Below are 18,663 nucleotides of genomic sequence, written 5' to 3' on the forward strand. Positions count from 1 at the left end.
GACATCCGGGACGGTTCACCCGCGCCGACCGGATGTAACGGACATCACATCGACCCACCCCGGTCGAAGGCGAACCTGACCGACCGGAGGCGACATTTACCCGGCTCAGGTAGCATGGATCAGTTGCCGCAGGCGGCAGAGATCCAAGGGTCCTGTCGGTCCCCGCAAAATTCTGCTCCGCGGCGCGCGTGCGGCCCGGTCTTTCTCGGCGGTTCAGCCGTCAACCGTGTGGCCCGCGCCATACCGACATCGCGCCCTTCGGACGAACGGGGCGCACCACGAGAGGGCACCCCCACAACCACATGAGCGATCACATCGAAGACGTCATGGCCGGCGAGGCGCTGGCCGCCGACGCACCAGTCCGCCCCGAGGCTCCCACGTTCGCGGAGCTCGGAGCACGTGAGGAAACGGTCGCCGCACTCGCTGCGGTCGGCATCACCCGGGCCTTCGCCATCCAGGAGTACGCGCTGCCGATCGGGCTGCGCGGCACGGACCTGATCGGCCAGGCACCCACCGGCACCGGCAAGACCCTCGGTTTCGGCGTACCACTGCTGGACCGGGTCTTCGCGCCCGGCGAGGGCAGCGACGGGCTGCCGCAGGCACTGGTCGTCGTACCCACCCGTGAGCTGGGCCTGCAGGTCGCGAAGGATCTCGCCGCGGCCGGCAAGACCCGGGGCGTACGGGTACTGCCGATCTACGGCGGTGTGGCGTACGAGCCGCAGGTCGACGCGCTCCGCAAGGGCATCGAGATCCTGGTCGGTACGCCCGGCCGGTTGCTGGACCTGGCCAAGCAGAAGCATCTGCGACTGGACCGGGTGCACGCACTGGTCCTCGACGAGGCGGACCGGATGCTCGACCTGGGCTTCCTCGACGACGTCGAGAAGATCCTGGCGATGCTGCCGGAGGACCGGCAGACGATGCTCTTCTCGGCCACCATGCCGGATCCCATCGTCGCGCTGTCCCGGCGTTTCCTCCGCCAGCCGGTGACCATCCACGCCGGCCACACCGCCGAGACCGGACCGTCGCCGCAGACCGAGCAGTTGGTCTACCGCACCCACTCGATGAACAAGATCGAGATCGTCGCCCGGATCATGCAGGCCCGGGGACGTGGCCTGACCATGATCTTCACCCGTACCAAGCGGGCCGCCGACCGGGTCGCCGAGGACCTCGACTTCCGCGGGTTCGCGGTCGCGGCCGTACACGGCGACCTGGGTCAGGGTGCCCGGGAGCGGGCGCTGCGGGCGTTCCGGGCCGGAAAGATCGACGTACTGGTCGCCACCGACGTGGCGGCGCGCGGGCTCGACGTCACCGGCGTCACCCACGTCATCAACTACGACTGTCCCGAGGACCAGGACACCTACACGCACCGGATCGGCCGTACCGGTCGGGCCGGCGCGACGGGTGTCGCGGTGACCTTCGTCGACTGGGACGACATGCCCCGTTGGCGGATCATCGACAAGACCCTCGGGCTGGAGATGCCGGAACCGCAGGAGACGTACCACACCTCGGCCCATCTCTACACGGACCTCGACATCCCGACCGACGTCGCCGGCACGCTGCCGTCCGCCGAGCGGACCCGGGCCGGGCTCTCCGCCGAGGTCGAGGAGGACCTCGGCGGTGGCCGGTCCCGGGGTACGGCCGGTCGTCGCGGCCCGGGCCCGGGTCGCGGCGAGGGTGCGGGACGTTCCCGCGACCGGCGTGGTGGCAGTAGCCGGAGCACCAGCCCGGCCGAGCCGGTCGGACCGGAAGCCGAGGTCACCGGTTCGGACGAACCACGACGGCGGCAACGCCGCCGGCGTCGTGCCGGCGAGGTCGTCGCCGAGACGGCGGGAACGGCCGGAACGCCGGAGACCGTGGAGGCCGGGGTCGGCCTGGCAACCGAGACCACCGACGGCACCGCTGGCGGCGCGCCGACAGTGGTCGACGGCGATGCGGCCGGCAAGCCGCGTCGGCGGCGACGTCGGCGGCGGGGATCCGGTACCGCCGGCGAGCAGTCGACCGACAACTGAGAACAGCACGCCGAGTGAGGTGGTCGGGTTCCGCCCCGGCCACCGGTACCTGCCGGAAACGCCCGGCACCGGACACCTCCGCTGACGCCGGCGACCGGCGACCAGGCCGGGGAAGACCGGCGGAGAATGGAAAAATGCCCCAGCATCTCGACGTGGCGCTCGCCGAAGTACGGGCGCTGCTGCTCGACCCTGGACTGACCCGCGCCGTCGCCGCCGGGCGACGACGGGGGGAACCGCCCACGGTGGTACGCGCCGAACTCCGCCCGGTGGCCCTCAAGTCGGGCTCCCGGTTGCAGATCGTCACCGACGACGGTGCCCGCCCGTACACCCGGAACGTCGAACCCGGGCCCGAGGCGGACGCCGCCGTGGACGCGCTGCTGGCCGAACCGTTCGGCAACTGGCACGTCGAGACGGCGACGGCGACCCTGCAACTCCGGGTGACTAAGCGGGGCGAGGCACAGGTGCACCGGGCCGCCGCACAGCGCGGAACGGATCCGACCGGCTCGCACGACCGCGCCAAGGAGCACCTCCTCGATCCCGGCGATCCGCTGTTCGCGGCGATCGGCGGCAGCGCCGCCAAGCGACGTCAGGTCGACGCGTTCCTGCGCGCCCTGGCTGCGACCCTGCCCGACGACCTGACCGGCCCGTTGCGGGTAGTCGACCTCGGCTGCGGGAACGCGTACCTGACCTTCGCCGCGTACCGCTATCTGGCCGGTCGGGGCCTCGACGTCGAACTGGTCGGCGTGGACGTACGCGAGGACCAGCGCCAGCGCAACACCGCGCTCGCCGGTGAACTCGGCTGCGCCGACCAGGTCCGGTTCGTGGCCGGCACGATTCTGGACGCGGCGGTGGAACCGGCACCCGATCTCGTCCTGGCCCTGCACGCGTGTGACACCGCGACCGACGAGGCTCTGGCCCGGGCGGTGGGCTGGCGGGCACGGTGGGTGCTGGCCGCCCCGTGCTGCCACCACGACCTCGCCGCGCAACTGCGGGCCCATCCGGCCCCGGGCCCGTACGACCCGCTGGTCCGGCAGGGCATCCTGCGGGAACGCTTCGCCGACGTGCTCACCGATGCCCTCCGGGCGGCGCTGCTGCGACTGCACGGCTACCGGGTCGAGGTGGTCGAATTCGTCGACTCCCAGCACACCCCGCGCAATCTGCTGCTGCGGGCCCGGTACACCGGAGCCGAACCGACCGCCCAGCAACGGGACGAGTACCGCGCACTGATCGGCGAATGGCAGCTCACCCCCCGACTCCAGACCCTGCTCGACCGACAGGCCCGGTCCGGGTAGTCCGGGCCCGGGCGGAAGCCGGGGCCGGCGCCACGACCATGGGGCGGCTGCCGATAACGGCGTGGTCGGCCGGTGACCGGATGCGATATCTGGCCGAGGGTACCGGCGGGATGGTCGGTCAGTCGGATTTCTCCACCACCCTCGCGGACTAGTCTCAAAACGACCACCCGAGGTCTGGCGAAAGGGATTTCCGCTGAGCATCGGTGCTGCACAAGACTCGCCACAGGCAGCGTTCGCCCGCTTCGTGCGGCGTGCCATCGACGACGCCAAGAGCGAGCACGGCTGGACGGTCAGCGACGTGGCCGCCCAGACCGGGGTCGGCCGCTCGACCGTCTTCCGCTGGCTGGCCGGCGACTGGCAGGACTATCCGGAGCTGGCCAAGGTACGCGGGTTCTGCTCCGCCCTCGACGTACCGGTCGGTGCGGCGTTCCGGGCGCTCGGGCTGCCCGACGGCGAGCCGACCAGCCTCGCCCGGAAGGACCGCGTCGAGCCGCCGGTGGATGCCGACCTGAGGGTGATCATGACCCGGCTCACCGATCCCGCCGTGGCGCCCGAGGAGAAGAAGCTGATCCGCGACATGCTGCGCTACCTGGCCCATCGCCAGGTCCGGCGAGCCGGATAGGCCCACTCAGGCAGCGAGCCGGACAGAACGACGGGTCAGACGACGGGTCAGACGACGGGTCAGGCGACGGGTCAGGCGACGGTCAGGGTGAACTCGGCGGTGTGTACCGCACCGGCAACCTGGAAGTCGAAGTACAGCCGATAGCGGCCGGGACTCGGCGCGGCCAGCCAGAACTTCACCGCCCCGCCCGCCAGCTCGGTCTCCGGGTGGACGTGCACGTAGCCCAGGTCGCCCTCCCGCAGCGCCACCAGGTGCCCGTACGCGCCGAGGTAGGGCTCCAGTGCGGAGACGGGGTTGCCGCCGGAGAAGACCCGGAACAGCAGCGGCTGGGTGGCACCGACCTGCGGTGTGCCCTCGTAGGTGACGGTGAACCCGTCGACCGTGGCCTCCCGGGCCGCCGGGGGAAGCGGCTGCGGAGCGTACGCGCCGGCGGCCACCAGGTCGACGCCGAGCGTCACCGGAACCTGCCCCGCCGCGCCGTCCAGCACGGTGAAGTCGGCGTACGCCCGCCAGGCGCCCGGGGTCGGCAGGGTGAGCGGCACGCTCCAGGTCCCGTCCGGCGCCATCGTCGGGTGCAGGTGCTGGTAGCCGGTGAGGTCCCGACGGACCACGATCATGTGCAGCGGCTTCTCGTGCACGACGGCGAACCCGGTGACCGCGCGCCGATCCGCCCCACGCACCTGGAACCGGAAGTCCTGGCGGCGGCCGGCGGTCAGGGAGGTACCCGTGGGAACCAGTGTGTACCCGGCGGCGCTCACCGCCAGGCCGCCCGGGTCGCCGCCGGGTCCCGGGCTGGCGGCACCGGTCGGGTGCTCGTGCGGGCCCATCCCCGGCGGATGACTGTGTCCGTCGTCGGTACTGCTCGGCAGCGGGCCGGTGACCCGTGCGGCAGTGCTCCCGGTGTCCAGCCGGCCGAGGCCGAAGCCGGCGAGCAGGGCCAGGACCAGGCCGCCCAGGGTGAGCGCGAGTCGGATGGTGCCCCGGTCCGGCACGGCGGACACGTCCGCCGCCGATGTGTCGGCAACACCGGAGCCGTCCGCCCCGTCGGCAGCACCGGAGCCGCCCGTGCCCGGCTTGCCGGCGGCCGGCCGTTGCCGGGTCCGTGCGGAGTTCGGCACCGCCCGCTCCGCCCGGCTACCGGCCGCCGCCGCGTCCGTCCGGCTCGTCGCGGCTTCCGCTGGCTGCTCCTGGGTCACGCCGGGCAGGTTACCCCCCGGTCATGTCGCGGCGCACTTCCGGTCACCGACCGTATCCAACCGACGGTTCCGATTACGGTACGCGTCTGGACAGATTCTCTCGGCAAGGCGTGGCCTGGGCCGGGCGTCGATCGTTGAAGGGTCGTGCCGACCATCGCATTGCCACGTCGCGCCGCTGCCCTCGCCGCCGGGATGACCGTGGCGTTGGCCCTCACCCCGACTCCGGGCCGGGCAGCTCCGGTCGCCGATCCGATCGAACAGCAGCTCGACGCCATGGCGGAGCAGTTGGAGATCGTCGTCGAGCAGTACAACGACCTGCGCGAGGAGCTACGCGAAACCCGGGCGAGCAGCGCGGCGATCCACGCCGAGATGGGGCCGCTGGAGCGCTCGATCGAGGCGCACCGGGCCGAGGCCAGCCTGTTGGCGGCGCACGCCTACCGGACCGGTGACGCCCGCTCGCTGGGTGTCGTGGGTACGCTGCTCAGCGCCGCGACACCGGACAACCTGGTGGACCCGCTGATCCTGCTCGACCGGCTCAGCCGGGAGCAGCACCGGGTCATCTCGCGGTTGGCCGAGTCCCACGCGCGGCTGGCGGCGGCCCGGCGTACCGCCGAGGCGCTGGCCGTCCGCCAACGTGGCCAGGAGCGGCAGCTCGCCGCCCGGAAGCTCGCCATCGAGACCGAGCTGGCCCGGCTGTCCCACCTGCCCGATCCCTCGGCGGGCCTGCCGACCGAGGCCACACCCCGGCTGCCCGAGCCGGTCACCGGAGCCGCCGGAAAGGCGGTGCGGTTCGCGTACGCCCAGCTCGGCAAGCGGTACCGGTGGGGCGGATCCGGCCCCGACGGGTACGACTGCTCCGGCCTGACCTCGGCCGCGTGGGCGGCTGCCGGCGTACGGCTGCCGCACAACGCGGCCCGGCAGTGGAGAGCCGTACCCCAGGTCAGCCGGGCCGCGCGGCAGGCGGGGGACCTGGTCTTCTACTACCGCGACCTGCACCATGTCGCGATCTACATCGGCGAGGGCAAGATCATCCACGCTCCCCGCACCGGCGCGAGGATCCGGATCGACCGGGTCGACTACCAACCGATCCGTGGCTACGGCCGACCCGGCTGACCTGCCTGCTCAGCCCGCCACCGCGAGCGCCAGCGGCAGTACGCCGGGTGCGCCCGCCTGGCGCAGCAGCCGGGCGACCATCGTCATGGTCCAGCCCGAGTCGACCAGATCGTCGACCAGCAGCACCGGACCGGTCAGCCCGGCGAGGGCCTCCGCCAGCGGCTCCGGCACCTCGAAGGCGCCGTGCAGTGCGCGTACCCGCTGGGCGCTGTTGCCCCGCGGACCCGGGCCGGCCGGCTCCCCGGTCCGGGCGGCCACCTCGCCGAGCAGCGGCAGCCGGCCGACCTCGGCGATCCGTCCGGCCAGCCCGCGCACCAGCCGGGCGCGACGGCGCGAGCCGACGGCCACCACCCCGACCGGCCGGTCCGGCCAGGGATCGTCGCCGTGCGCCCAGGCCTTCAGCACCTCGATCACGGCGGCCGCCACGTCGTCCGGCAGGGCCGCGTCCGACGCGTCCGGGCCGGTCAGGGCGCGCAGCCGCCCACCCCAACCGAGATCGGACAGCCGTCCGACGGCCCGCCCGGGATACGCCTGCTCACCGGGACCGATCTTGCCGCGCAGCGGTACGCCGATCGCCTCCAGCCCGGTCGGCCAGAGCTTCTTCGGGGTGATCTCCACTCCGGGGCGGCCGAGGAACGCCTGCGCCGCCGCGAGTGCGGGCGCCGACACCTCGGTTCCGAACCGTGGCCCGTCGCAGCGGTCGCAGCGCCCGCAGGGGGTGGCCGCCGGATCGTCCAGGCAGCGCCGGAGGAATTCCATCCGGCAGCCGTCGGTCGTGGCGTACTCCCGCATGGCCTGCTGCTCGGCGGTGCGCGCCTCCGCCACCCGGCGCAACCGGGCCGCGTCGTAGTGCCACGGCTCGCCCGTGGCCAGCCAGCCGCCTCGGACCCGGCGCACCGCGCCGTCGACGTCGAGCACCTTGAGCATCAGCTCCAGCCGGGCCCGGCGCAGGTCGACGATCGGTTCGAGGGCCGGGGTGGAGAGCGGACGGTCCGGACGCAGCGCGCCGAGCACCGCCCGCACCTGCTCCTCCGGCGGGAAGGCCAGCGAGGCGAAGTACCGCCAGATCGCCTGGTCCTCCTGGCCGGGCAGCAGCAGTACCTCGGCCTCGCCGACGGCCCGCCCGGCCCGCCCGACCTGCTGGTAGTAGGCGATCGGCGACGGCGGTGCGCCCAGGTGCACCACGAATCCCAGGTCGGGCTTGTCGAACCCCATGCCCAGCGCCGACGTTGCCACCAGGGCCTTCAGCTTGTTGTCCAGCAGGTCCTGCTCGGCCGCGCGGCGGTCGGCGTCGTCGGCCTGACCGGTGTACGACGCGACCGCGTAGCCGCGCGCCCGCAGGAACTCGGCGGTCTCGGCGGCTGCGGCGACGGTCAGGGTGTAGATGATCCCGGATCCGGGAAGCCGGTCGAGGTGGTCGGCGAGCCAGCCGAGCCGGTACACGGGGCTCGGTAGGTCGAGTACGGCCAGCCGCAGCGACTCCCGCTCCAGCGGCCCACGCAGCACCAACGCGTCACCGAGCTGCTCTGCCACGTCGTCGGTGACCCGACTGTTGGCGGTGGCGGTCGTGGCCAGCACCGGCGTCCCGGCCGGCAACCCGGCCAGGAAGGTACGCAGCCGGCGGTAGTCGGGACGGAAGTCGTGTCCCCAGTCGGAGACGCAGTGCGCCTCGTCCACCACCAGCAGGCCGGTGGTGGCCGCCAGCCGGGGCAGCACCCCGTCCCGGAAGTCCGGGTTATTGAGCCGCTCCGGACTGATCAGCAGTACGTCGACCGCCCCGGTCTCGATCTCCCCGGCGATCTCGTCCCACTCGTCGGAGTTCGCGGAGTTGATGGTGCGGGCCCGGATGCCGGCCCGGGCAGCCGCCTCGACCTGGTTGCGCATCAACGCGAGCAACGGCGAGACGATGACCGTCGGACCCGCGACCGCAGCCCGTCCGGCACCCGCCACCTGCCCGGCGGCGCGGCTCGGGGCCTCCCGCAACAGCGCGGTCGCGACGAAGTAGACCGCCGACTTCCCCCACCCCGTGCGCTGTACGCAGAGCACCCGGCGCTGGTCGACCACCAGCGCCTCGATGGCCCGCCACTGGTCGTCCCGGAGCCGGGCGTGCTCGCCGGCCAACCGGCGCAGCACCGCCTCGGCCCGCTCCCGCACCAGTGCCCGATCCCCGTCCGCCATCCGGTACCCGCCTCCGCCTTGATCATGATCTATCGCCCGGCCGGCGCCGATCGTCGGCTCATCATCCACCCCCGGCATTTCTACCAGCGGCCACCGACCTACCCGAGCAGGCGACGAGCATCGGCGGTGCCGACTCCGGCCGGTACCGGTGCCGACTCCGGCCGGTACCGCGTCCGCCGTGCCCCGGTGCCGTCCCCCGCCGGGTCTCCTGCTGCGTCCGCGCCGCGCCCTCTCCCTTGTCCATGCCCACGACACTGTGGTCATCTTGTGCGACGCACAGCGACCGGCGGAGGTGCGCATGAGGGGACTGGCGGCGCAGAACCAGCCGACCTCGGGTCGGGAGCGGCTGCCGTCCGGCGGGTCGGAATTCCTCGGGCTGCTGGCCCGACTGCTGCGTCGACCCCGGCGGGGAGACCGCCGGCTACCGCTGATCTGGCTGGTCCGGGCGGACGGTGCCCCGAATCTGATCACCCTGCTACGCCGGGTGTTGGGACGGGGCCAGCGACGCCGGATCCCGCACGCGGCACTCGACCTGGCGACCCAGCCCGGCGTGGAGATCGGCACGCTGCTGCGGGACATGCACCGGCAACTCTCGGTGGAGGCGTTCGGTGGCGAACGCCTGCGGTTCCGGCACTACCCGCTCGCCGACTGGCTGCTGCACCAGAGCGTCGCGGACCCGGCCGAGGCGGGCGAGGACCGACGGCCGGCCCTGGCCCGACAACTTCGGGACCGGCGCGGGCCACGGCCGTCCGGCGACCCGGCCGGTGGCGGAAACGGCGACCCCGACCTGGTCTCCACCGCGTACCAGTTCGTGTTCTGGCTGGTTCGTCGGGCGATTCCCAGTGTCGTCTTCCGGGTGGCGATCTCCGGTCGGGTACCGCTGCTCGGACCCCACTACCGGTGGTTCATGCGCCAGCAGTACCTCGCGCCCCGGCAGTCGGTGACCTTCCTCGGCTTCGCCGAGCGGCTCACCGCCGGCTGGCGGGACGGCGAGCAGCCGGACCAGGTGAACAAGCTGCTGGTCCACGCGTTCCTGGAGGACCTCCGGCAGGCGTACCGGCGCCGGGTCTGGCGGCCCGCGAGTTGGCGCCGGACGGCGTACCCGGTGCTGCTGCTGGACGACGTGACGCCGGCCGGGCCGGGCCACACCCTGGTCCGCCTGGTCAACGACGTCCGCAACGAGACGGGTCGCAACGATCCGCTGCTGGTGGTCGCGTCCGGCACCGGACCGCCGCCGGAACTGCCCGAGCCGTATTCGCTGGTCGACGCCGAGGAGGCGTACGACGAGTGGGTCGACGTGCTGCCGGAGACGCGGCGACTGCGTCGACCCGCCGCGTGGCTGATCGCGCTGCTGCTGGGCGACCCGAGCGCCGGTTCGGAGCCGAGGGGCGGGCTGCTCAACTTCACCCCGCCGAACCCGCCCTGGTGGACCCGCCGCTTCCTGCCCACCGCCCTGTGCCTGCTGCTGGTCGTCGCGGCCGGGTTGTGGGTGAACGCCCGGTGGGACCTGAGCTGTCATCCCCGGCCGTTCGACGGCGCGGTCTCGGTCGAGCTGATCGGTGGCGAGTGCGTCGGCTACAGCGACACGGCCGGGCACGTCTTCAACCGCGACCCGGGTCAGGACCTGCTCCGGGACGTCCAGCGGCGGATCTTCCAGCAGAACGCCGCCGCCGAGCAGGTCTGGCAGCGCAGCGCCCAGCGCCGGCCCCTGGTCACCCTCGTCTACCTCGGCACCCTGACCGGTAACCGGACCCGAGCCGACGAGGAGTCGTACGTCTCCGAACGGGAGGAACTGGAGGGCATGGCGACCGCGCAGTACGCGCTGCTGCGGGAGTCGGCCGGGGCCGACGGCGCCGCGCTGCTCCGGGTCGTCGTCGCCAACGGTGGCCATCAGATGCGGCACGCCGGCCGGGCGGTGGCGTTGCTCGAAGAACTGGTCCGGGACGACCCGACCGTGCTCGGCGTGGTCGGCCTGGTCGACAGCCGGACCAGTACCGCCCACGCGCTGCGGGAACTCAACCGGATCGGGCTGCCCACGCTCGCACCGACGCTCTCCGCGGACGGCATGCACCAGAACTCCAAGCTCTACCTGCAAATCTCCGCCCCGAACCAGGACCAGGTCGCGTTGATCGACGAGTACGCCCGCCAGGTGCTGCGGGTCGACGATGCACACGTCTACTACACCACCGGGGAGGACAGTTCCCTGGACGAGGACCTGTACGTCGGCACGCTGGTCAGCGGACTGCGGCAGCGCTTCGGCACCCGGCTCACCCGGGTCGAGGAGTGGCGGATCGGTCAGCGGCTGACCCAGGAGTGCGGTTACCCCGGCATGTTGGTCTTCGCCGGCCGATGGTCCGAGTTCGACGGGTTCCTCCGCGGGCTCAAGGAGTGCGGACCCAATCCCCCCGCCCACCTGATCGGCGACGACTCGGTCAACCGGTACATGGCCAATCCGGGGCTTCGGGCGAGCGCACCCGGCAACCTCCCGGTGACGTACGTGTCGAAGGCCGCCCTGGCCACCTGCGCCGCCCTGCGCACCGCGCGAGACCAACGCGACGACGTACGCGGCAGCTTCCTCTCCTGGATCCAGGCCGACGACCTGCTCAACCCGGCCCGGTGCCGGGACGGCGACGGCAGCGTTCCGGTCGGCGAGCGGGTGAGCCTCGCCTACGACGCCGCCACGATGGTGATCCGCGCGGTCGAGAGCCTCGCCGCCCGGCTGCGGCACGCCAGTCCACGGGAGGCGTGGAATCCTCGGTCGGTCAACCCGGTCGGCGTACACACCGAGGTACTGCGGCAGAACGCGGAGAACGGCTATCCCGGGGTCAGCGGCCTGATCCGGTTCGCACCCGACTCCGGCGAACCGGTGGCCAAGCGAATCTCGCTGGTCCGGGTGGCCCAGGTGACCGACGTCGACACCGAGCCGGTCGAGGTGTTCCACTGCGGTACGGCCGCCGACGAGGCCGACCGGCGCTGCCGGCCGGCGTGACCTGCCGAGGCATTCGTCAGCCGAGGTATTCGTCAGCCGAGGTGTTCGTCAGCCGAGGTGTTCGTCAGCCGAGGTATTCGTCAGCCGGGGCCGGTCGGCCCGGCCGGGAAGGCCGGCGGGGCCGGCTGCCCGAATGACGGCGCGGGGCCGGACGGCGGCAGGAAGAGCAGGATGTCCCGGAGGAGGTCCGCCACGTCCATCGGCAGCAGGCACCGGGCGACCAGTTCCTCCAGCGAGGAGTACGGGCCGCGCAGCCAGCGATCCAGCACGATCTGTCGGCCCTGCTCCGCGGAGAGTCCGGGCAACCCGACGATCACCTGCTCGCCGACCGAGTTGATGTCGACCAGTCCACCGTCGTCGAAGCCGTTCGGCAGATCCGGTCGGCCGATCCGGAGTTCCGTCCGCGCGGTCGGGTAGTGGTAGAGCAGGTACCTGGCCTGCTCCCGCCGTACCCGCCGCTCGGCGTCGACCCGCGGGGCGGGCCCGACCGCGCGCCCGTTCAGCACCCCCCGTACAGCCCGGTTGATCAGGACCACGTGCACCGCACCGCCCAACCAGGCCAGCAGGAGCCCGGCGAAGATCGCGGCCGTCTCGGCGTCGGTCGGCAACACCTCGGGATCCGGGTCCATGCTGCCCAGCGCGACGCAGAAGACGACCGCCACCGCCAGATAGCCGGCCCCGGTCGCCGCGAGCAGCCAACTGCGGCGCCGTACCGCGTAGCTGAACATGACCAGCCAGGTGAAGGTGCCGACGCTGAGAACGACGGTCAACACCGCGAGCACGGTGCCGAGGTGGCTCACCCAGAGTGGCCAGGCGCGGCGCTGCCGGTGGGCCGTGCTGAGGGGCGGAAGCGGGAACGGCGGCCCGCCGCCGAAGGGCGGAACGGTGCCTGCCCTGTCGTCCACCGGTGTCCCGGGCCAGCCGGATGTCGGCGCTGCGGGCGCCTCGGCCGGCACCGCCATCGGTACGGCCGGCGCTGGCGCGGCGACGCCCCCCGCCTCCGCCGCGACGGCACCCGGGCCCGGCACAACCACCTCCGGAACCGGCACGGTGACCGCCGGAACCGGCACGGTGACCTCCGGAACCGGCACGACGACCGCCGGTTCCGGCGCGAGCTGCTCCGCGAGTGTCAGCATCGGATCGGACCGCAGAATGCGGCGGTGCAGTTCCTGGAGCTGCTCACCGGGCTCTAGGCCGTGGTCGTCCCGGAGCAACGACCGGATCTCCCGAAACGAGGTGAGTGCCTCCGCCTGCCGACCGGCGCGATAGAGCGCCAGGATGAACAGATAGCGCAGCCGCTCCCGGACCGGGAACTGTGCCACCAGCCGGCCCAGTTCCCCGACCACCTCCTGATGGCGTCCGAGTTGCAGTTCCAACTCGGCCCAGGTCTCCAGGGCGGCGGTCCGCATGTCGACGAGCCGGTGCCGGGCCGAGTCGAAGAACGATCCGACCAGCCCCTCGAACGGATCGCCCCGCCAGAGATCGAGCGCGGTCCGTAGTTCACCCACCGCCTCGGACGACCTTCCCTCCGCCCGGGCGACCTGGGCCCGTCGGGTCCGCTGTTCGAAGCGCAGGAGGTCGAGATCGTCGGTACCGACCCGCAGCAGGTAGCCGGCGTCCGTCAGGCTCAGTACCTGACCGGGCGTGCGGGGAGACCGCTCCGGCTCCAGAACCCTGCGCAGTCCGGCCACGTACTTCTGCACCACGTTGGGTCCGTTCGCGGGTGGGTCCTCGGCCCAGACGGCGTCGACGATCCGCGTCGTCGGCACCGGACGTCCCGCGTGCAGCAACAGGACCGCCAGTACCGCCCGCTGTTTGCCGGGACCCAGATCCAACTCCTGGCTGTCCTGCCAGGCCCGCTGCGGTCCGAGGATCTCGAAACGCACCGTTCCCCCCATGCGCCCCTCACCCCCGGAAATCCATTCGGACCAGCGCACGGCAGTCCGACGGCAGCATAACGGCAGCGAGCTATTGCCGGGCCCGCAGAGGACTGTCAGCGAAGCGGCAGTGGCGCTGTGCAGCATTGCCCCCGGCAACAGTGAACACCCCTGGAAGGGACAGCAATGAGAAGAGATACCGGCACGACGCGGTGGGCCCGGCGGATGACCGGCCCGATGGCCGCGCTGCTCGGCGCGACCGTCTTGCTGGGCGGCTGCGGCACGGTCAAGGAGGGACTGGCCGAGGTCACGGCCAAGCAGACGCTGCTGGACTCGGTACCGGACGGTTCGGAGGGGCCGTTCCGGTTCACCGGCAAGGACGTGACGGCCGACATCTCCGGCTCGGTGGATCCGGCCGCGAAAGCGCTGGACATGAAGACGTCGATCAAAGATCCGGAGCACGGCTTCAGCACGCACATCGCGTTCCGGGTCGTCGGCGACGATGCCTGGACGAAGATCTCGTTCACCGAGACCGAGGGCCTCACCGGGCTGCCGAAGCTGCCGAAGAAGTGGTTGAAGCTCGACCCTTCGAAGTTCACCGACGCCGACGGCATGCCGAAGTACGAGGGCGCCGACCAGGGCAACGCGGGTCCGCTGATCGAGGCGGCCACCACGGTCAACGACGACGGGGCGGGGAAGTACTCCGGCACCATCGACCTCACCTCAGGAGAGGCGGCGAAGGTGCTCGAGGCGGAGCAGATGACCGCGCTCGGGGACGCGGCGAAGCAGGTGCCGTTCACCGCCGTCGTCGGCGACGACAAGAACCTGGCGTCGCTCACCCTCAACGTGCCGGCGGCCGGGTCCGCCAAGGCATTCAGCTACGTCGTGAAGTACCGGGACTACGGCAAGGCACCGAAGGTCACCGCACCGGCGGCCGCGCAGGCGCAGAAGGCGCCGGCCCTGGCGTACGAGTTGCTCAACGGCTGATCTTCGCGGGCCGGTCGGGCCGGGTGGGGCCACACGGGGGCGCCCTCACCCGGCCCGACGCCGTCTGCGGCCGTCGAACCCAGCGGCTCGGCGGCCCTCGGCCCAGCGCTCCTTCGGCTCAGCGGTCCCTCGGCTCAGCGGCCGAACACGGACCCGCCGTTCACCCCGAGCACCTGTCCGGTCACGTACCCGGCCGCCGGGCTGGCCAGGTATCTGATCGCCGCCGCGATCTCGGCGGGCTCGCCGGCCCGGCCCACCAGGGTCGCGTCGACCCGTCGCTGATGTCCCTCCGGCGTCATCCGGGCACCGAAGAACTCGGTGTCGACGACGTAGCCGGGGCTCACCACGTTGACCGTGACCTGGTCCGGCCCGAGTTCCTGCGCCAGGTGGTACGCCCAGCCGTGCAGCGCCGCCTTCGCCGCCGAGTACGGGCCACCGCCACCCCGCTGCGCGGCGATCGAACTCAGCAGGATCACCCGCCCACCCGGGCGCCGCAATGCCGGCCGGAGCGCCTCGGTCAGGAGTACGGCGGTGAGCACGTTGCTGTCGAGGTTCGCCCGCCACTGCGCGGCAACACCGTCCAGGGTGGACGAATCGCCGCCGAGGTATCCCCCGGCGTTGTTCACCACGACGTCGACGGCGCGGTCGCCCACCGCCTCGGCGACCCGTACGACCTGCGCCGGATCGGTCAGATCCGCCGGCACCGCCTCGATCGCCTCCGGTCGACCGCAGCCGGCCCCGATCCGACCGGCCGCCTCGCGGAGCAGCTCGGCCCGCCGGCCGACGACGAGGATGTCGTACCCGTCCTCGGCCAGTCCCTCGGCGATCGCCGCACCGATCCCGGTGGCGCCCCCGCTGACTACCGCCAGTCGTCGCGTCATGTCCATCTCCCCGCCGAACTGTTCTCGCACTTTCCAGGCCGGTAGGGATTGTGCCGGTCGGCCCGTCGGGCCCGACCGCCACCCACCGCTACCCGCCGGGTCGCTGCTCAGCGTCGGCGGCCTCGCCGCCCTCGGGCTCGGGTTCCGGTTTGTAGATCGTCTCGGCGATCTCCGACATCCACGGTTCCGGGGTCACCGCATCCGGCCCGATGACGCGGATCGACGCCAGCACGGTGAGCAGCATCCCGGTGGCCAGAAACTCGCGGGTCTCCTCGACGGTCGCGCCGGTCAGGTCCCGGATCAACTGGTAGATCCGGCCGTAGCAGGCGCGTACGGCGGAGCCGATCGCCGGGTCGGAGCTGGCCGCGTACCCGTGCAGCAGCACGGCGAGCAGGTCCCGCTCGGCCAGTAACTCGTCGAAGGCGGTGCCCAGGCTCGCCAGGTCCGCCTGAAGGTCGGCCGCACGCCGGAACACCTGCTCGATCCGGCCGGCGGCGTGCTCGACCGTGGCGATGAACAGGCGTTGCTTGGAGCCGAACAACCGGATCACGTACGGCTGCGAGACGCCGGCCAGCCGGGCCACGTCGTCGGTGCTGGTTCCGGCGTAGCCGGCGGTGGCGAACGCCGTGACCGCCGCGGCCACCAGTTGTTCACCGCGCTCGCTGGCGGTCAGCCGGGTCCTGGTCATCGGTGCTCCTTCGGTGGGGACGTTGACATGTTATCAGTCGATAGCTACTTTCAAGGGAGCCTAGTTATCATCCGATAACAACAAGGAGTTCCCCATGCCCAGTGCCGCTGTCGCCGATAGCGCCGCCCCGCCCTCTCCCGGCCCACCCGACCGGCCCGACGGTCGGCCGCTGGCCGCCGTGCTCGCCGCCGTCGGCGTACCGATGTTCATGGTCACCCTGGACAATCTCGTGGTCACGACGGCGCTTCCGGTGGTCAGGACGGAACTCGACGCCTCCCTGACCGACCTGCAATGGTTCGTCAACGCGTACACGCTGCCCTTTGCCGCGTTGCTGCTCACCGCCGCCGCACTCGGCGACCGGATCGGCCGTCGCCGGCTCTTCCTCGCCGGCATCGCGCTGTTCACGCTGGCCTCCGCCGCCTGCGCACTGGCCACCGAACCGTGGATGCTCACCGCGGCCCGGGCGGTCCAGGGAGCCGCCGGGGCGGCCGTGATGCCGCTGTCGCTCACCCTGCTCGCCGCCGCCGTCCCCGAGCGGTTGCGCAACGCCGCCATCGGAATCTGGGGCGGAATCAGCGGCCTCGGCGTCGCGGTCGGCCCCCTGGTCGGGGGAGCGGTGGTCGAGGGGCTGGACTGGACCTGGATCTTCTGGTTGAACGTACCGATCGGACTGCTCGCGATCGGGCTGGCCGCGATCACCCTGCGCGAGTCACGTGGCCCGTCGTCCCGGCTGGACCCGATCGGTCTGGCACTCTCCACGGCCGGCGTGCTGGCCCTGGTCTGGGGTGTCGTGCACGGCGAGGAGCACGGCTGGACCTCGACCGGGGTGGTGGCGGCGCTGGCCGCCGGCACCGCGCTGGTCTGCGGCTTCCTCTGGTGGGAGCGGCACGCCCCGGCCCCGATGCTGCCGCTGCGGCTCTTCCGTTCCCGCACCTTCAGCCTCGTCAACGCGGTGGCGTTCACCTTCTCCCTCGGCGTCTTCGGCTCGGTGTTCCTGCTCGCCCAGTTCTTCCAGGTGGCACAGGGCCTGAGCCCGCTGGAGGCCGGAGTACGCACGATGCCGTGGACCATGGCGCCGATGGTGGTCGCCCCACTGGCCGGACTCCTGGTGGGCAGGCTCGGCGTCCGCAACCTGATCGTCGCCGGTCAGGGGACGCTGGCCGTCGCCCTCGGCTGGCTCGCCCTGGTCAGTACGGCCGACGTCGCCTACGGCGTGCTGGCCGTACCGCTGGCGCTGGCCGGCATCGGGATGGGGCTGACCTTCGCCCCGATCAGCACCGCGACCATGGCCAGCGTTCCGGCACCCGCCCGTGGTGTCGCCTCCGGCACCAACAACTCGATCCGGGAACTCGGCGTGGCCGTCGGAGTCGCCGTACTCGCCTCGGTCTTCGCCGCCAACGGCGGGTACGCCACCGGCGCGTCGTTCGTGGACGGCCTGATGCCGGCGGTCGCGGTGGGCGCGGCCGTGGTCGCCCTCGGCGCCGTACTCGCCCTCTGGCTGCCCCGCACCACCTCGCCGATCGACAACGTGACCCGACGCTGAGTGGAGAGCGACGATGGTCGACGCTCTGACGCCCAGACGATGCCGACCTCATGATCCCGTAACGTCCGGCCGGTCAGGGTAGGCCGGACGTTACGGGATCATGGCGGTGTCACGGCGTGGGGTCGGGGCGGCGGGTGGGGAAGACCGCGCGGAGGGGGCCGAGTCGGGTGGCGAGCCCGGCCAGGCCACCGGGGAAGAAGTAGACCGCCAGGATGAAGACCGTGCCGAGCACGAAGAGCGGCTGGGACAGCGGCCCGCTCAGCACGCCCGGCAGCGAGTCCACCGCCGACGAGGTGCCGAACGCCGTGAGCCGGTGATCGAGGTACATGTACAGCATGCCGCCCAGCACCGGGCCCCAACGGGTACCCGGGCCGCCCAGCACCACCATGACCAGGAGCGACAGGGTCAGTTCGGAGGAGGTGACGTGCGGCGAGGCGCCCCCGACCAGCAGGCAGTAGATCACCCCACCGCCGGTGGCCAACGTACCGGCCAGGGTGAAGGCGACCAGCTTGAACCGGTACGGGTCCAGCCCGAGTACGCCGATCCGCCGCTCGTCGTCGCGCAGCCCGGCGAAGACCCGCCCGGTCGGTGAACCGGTCACCCGGTGCACCACGAAGACGACCACGGCCAGGTAGGCGAGCGCCAACCAGTACAGGTTGACGGTGTTCGCGACCCCGACCAGCATCGCCGGCAGCCCCGAGACGTCCAGCGGCAGGCCCTCCTCGCCGCCGGTCAGCCCGCCGAAGTCCCGGGCCACCAGGATCGCGCCGACCTGGGCAAACGCCAGGGTCACCATGGCGAAGGCGATGCCGGCGGTACGCAGCGCTATCGCACCCAGCAGTGCGGCCAGGGTGGCGCCACCGGTGAGCGTCAGCAACGCCGCCTGCCACAGCGGCAGACCTGCCTTGGTCACCAGGATGTCGGTGCCGTAGACCCCGGCGGCGAAGTAGAGCGCGTGGCCGAAGGAGAGCATCCCGGTCCGGCCGAACAGCAGGTCGTAGCCCGCCGCCAGGCCGCCGAAGACGAGGCAGATGGCGAGCAGTTGGAGCGTTCCGGGCGCGTTGACCGGCCCGTCGAAGATCCCCGGGACGGAGATCGTCGAGTACGGCAGCACCGCGAACAGCAGCAGTACCAGCAGCGGTGAACAGGTCCGCAGGGCCGACCGCCAACCCCGGCGGGGTGCCGGCCCGGGGTCGGCGGTCGGCGGCGCGGCGGGCGGGGTGGCCGCCGCCGTCCTCACTTCGGTCATGTCGTCTCCTCGCTGCGCTCGCCGGCACCACGACCCGGC

13 protein-coding genes are annotated in these 18,663 nt (G+C 72.3%); 7 read left to right on the forward strand and 6 right to left on the reverse strand.

Annotated features, from left to right (window positions below; genetic code table 11):
* The first annotated feature begins 302 nt into the window (after positions 1-302).
* The 3 genes from ACFP2T_RS26540 (at position 303) to ACFP2T_RS26550 (ending at position 3,923) form a co-directional block, all read left to right on the forward strand.
* Positions 303-2,009: a DEAD/DEAH box helicase gene (locus ACFP2T_RS26540; protein ID WP_377425999.1), complete on the forward strand. Its 1,707-nt coding sequence runs from the start codon at positions 303-305 to the stop codon at positions 2,007-2,009.
* Positions 2,010-2,143: 134 nt separating this feature from the next.
* The gene (locus ACFP2T_RS26545; protein ID WP_377426001.1) at positions 2,144-3,301 is read left to right on the forward strand and encodes a class I SAM-dependent methyltransferase; all 1,158 of its coding nucleotides are present in this window, start codon (positions 2,144-2,146) and stop codon (positions 3,299-3,301) included.
* Between the two features lie 199 nt (positions 3,302-3,500).
* The gene (locus ACFP2T_RS26550; RefSeq protein WP_377426245.1) at positions 3,501-3,923 is read left to right on the forward strand and encodes a helix-turn-helix domain-containing protein; all 423 of its coding nucleotides are present in this window, start codon (positions 3,501-3,503) and stop codon (positions 3,921-3,923) included.
* A 71-nt stretch (positions 3,924-3,994) separates the two neighbouring features.
* Here ACFP2T_RS26550 and ACFP2T_RS26555 read toward each other — a convergent pair whose 3' ends face one another.
* Complete coding sequence (locus ACFP2T_RS26555) at positions 3,995-5,119, reverse strand: hypothetical protein (RefSeq protein WP_377426003.1); 1,125 nt, start codon at positions 5,117-5,119, stop codon at positions 3,995-3,997.
* Positions 5,120-5,263: 144 nt separating this feature from the next.
* On the opposite strand from ACFP2T_RS26555, the gene ACFP2T_RS26560 reads away from it, so the two are divergent.
* Positions 5,264-6,232, forward strand: coding sequence for a C40 family peptidase (locus ACFP2T_RS26560; protein WP_377426006.1), 969 nt, complete (start codon positions 5,264-5,266; stop codon positions 6,230-6,232).
* A 9-nt stretch (positions 6,233-6,241) separates the two neighbouring features.
* Here the strand turns inward: ACFP2T_RS26560 and ACFP2T_RS26565 are convergent, their stop codons facing one another.
* Positions 6,242-8,410 (reverse strand): RecQ family ATP-dependent DNA helicase, encoded by a 2,169-nt coding sequence (locus ACFP2T_RS26565; protein WP_377426009.1) that lies wholly within the window; start codon positions 8,408-8,410, stop codon positions 6,242-6,244.
* 298 nt (positions 8,411-8,708) lie between these two features.
* On the opposite strand from ACFP2T_RS26565, the gene ACFP2T_RS26570 reads away from it, so the two are divergent.
* On the forward strand, positions 8,709-11,399 hold the full coding sequence (locus ACFP2T_RS26570; protein WP_377426011.1) for a type 1 periplasmic-binding domain-containing protein: 2,691 nt from the start codon (positions 8,709-8,711) through the stop codon (positions 11,397-11,399).
* 80 nt (positions 11,400-11,479) lie between these two features.
* Here ACFP2T_RS26570 and ACFP2T_RS26575 read toward each other — a convergent pair whose 3' ends face one another.
* Positions 11,480-13,285 carry a BTAD domain-containing putative transcriptional regulator gene (locus ACFP2T_RS26575; protein WP_377426014.1) on the reverse strand — a complete coding sequence of 602 codons (1,806 nt, stop codon included), beginning with the start codon at positions 13,283-13,285 and terminating at the stop codon, positions 11,480-11,482.
* Positions 13,286-13,462: 177 nt separating this feature from the next.
* Here ACFP2T_RS26575 and ACFP2T_RS26580 point away from each other — a divergent pair, with 177 nt between their 5' ends.
* On the forward strand, positions 13,463-14,263 hold the full coding sequence (locus ACFP2T_RS26580) for a hypothetical protein (RefSeq protein ID WP_377426016.1): 801 nt from the start codon (positions 13,463-13,465) through the stop codon (positions 14,261-14,263).
* Positions 14,264-14,397: 134 nt separating this feature from the next.
* On the opposite strand, the gene ACFP2T_RS26585 is transcribed toward ACFP2T_RS26580, so the two are convergent.
* Positions 14,398-15,144, reverse strand: coding sequence for an SDR family NAD(P)-dependent oxidoreductase (locus ACFP2T_RS26585; RefSeq protein WP_377426019.1), 747 nt, complete (start codon positions 15,142-15,144; stop codon positions 14,398-14,400).
* An 88-nt stretch (positions 15,145-15,232) separates the two neighbouring features.
* A complete protein-coding gene (locus ACFP2T_RS26590; protein WP_377426021.1) occupies positions 15,233-15,832 on the reverse strand; it encodes a TetR/AcrR family transcriptional regulator in 600 nt (199 codons plus the stop codon).
* 94 nt (positions 15,833-15,926) lie between these two features.
* Here ACFP2T_RS26590 and ACFP2T_RS26595 point away from each other — a divergent pair, with 94 nt between their 5' ends.
* A complete protein-coding gene (locus tag ACFP2T_RS26595; RefSeq protein ID WP_377426024.1) occupies positions 15,927-17,375 on the forward strand; it encodes a DHA2 family efflux MFS transporter permease subunit in 1,449 nt (482 codons plus the stop codon).
* Between the two features lie 109 nt (positions 17,376-17,484).
* On the opposite strand, the gene ACFP2T_RS26600 is transcribed toward ACFP2T_RS26595, so the two are convergent.
* Positions 17,485-18,624 (reverse strand): branched-chain amino acid ABC transporter permease, encoded by a 1,140-nt coding sequence (locus tag ACFP2T_RS26600; RefSeq protein ID WP_377426027.1) that lies wholly within the window; start codon positions 18,622-18,624, stop codon positions 17,485-17,487.
* Positions 18,625-18,663: the final 39 nt, after the last annotated feature.

Origin of the sequence: Plantactinospora solaniradicis (assembly GCF_042658085.1) — a bacterium.
GTDB classification, from domain to species: domain Bacteria; phylum Actinomycetota; class Actinomycetes; order Mycobacteriales; family Micromonosporaceae; genus Plantactinospora; species Plantactinospora solaniradicis.

Excerpts from the sequence above, each read along its gene's own strand:
- ACFP2T_RS26540 (WP_377425999.1), top strand. The coding sequence starts at position 303 with ATGAGCGATCACATCGAAGACGTCATGGCCGGCGAGGCGCTGGCCGCC.
- ACFP2T_RS26545 (WP_377426001.1), top strand. The coding sequence starts at position 2,144 with ATGCCCCAGCATCTCGACGTGGCGCTCGCCGAAGTACGGGCGCTGCTG.
- ACFP2T_RS26565 (WP_377426009.1), bottom strand. The coding sequence starts at position 8,410 with ATGGCGGACGGGGATCGGGCACTGGTGCGGGAGCGGGCCGAGGCGGTG.
- ACFP2T_RS26570 (WP_377426011.1), top strand. The coding sequence starts at position 8,709 with ATGAGGGGACTGGCGGCGCAGAACCAGCCGACCTCGGGTCGGGAGCGG.
- ACFP2T_RS26580 (WP_377426016.1), top strand. The coding sequence starts at position 13,463 with ATGAGAAGAGATACCGGCACGACGCGGTGGGCCCGGCGGATGACCGGC.
- ACFP2T_RS26585 (WP_377426019.1), bottom strand. The coding sequence starts at position 15,144 with ATGACGCGACGACTGGCGGTAGTCAGCGGGGGCGCCACCGGGATCGGT.
- ACFP2T_RS26590 (WP_377426021.1), bottom strand. The coding sequence starts at position 15,832 with ATGACCAGGACCCGGCTGACCGCCAGCGAGCGCGGTGAACAACTGGTG.
- ACFP2T_RS26595 (WP_377426024.1), top strand. The coding sequence starts at position 15,927 with ATGCCCAGTGCCGCTGTCGCCGATAGCGCCGCCCCGCCCTCTCCCGGC.
- ACFP2T_RS26600 (WP_377426027.1), bottom strand. The coding sequence starts at position 18,624 with ATGACCGAAGTGAGGACGGCGGCGGCCACCCCGCCCGCCGCGCCGCCG.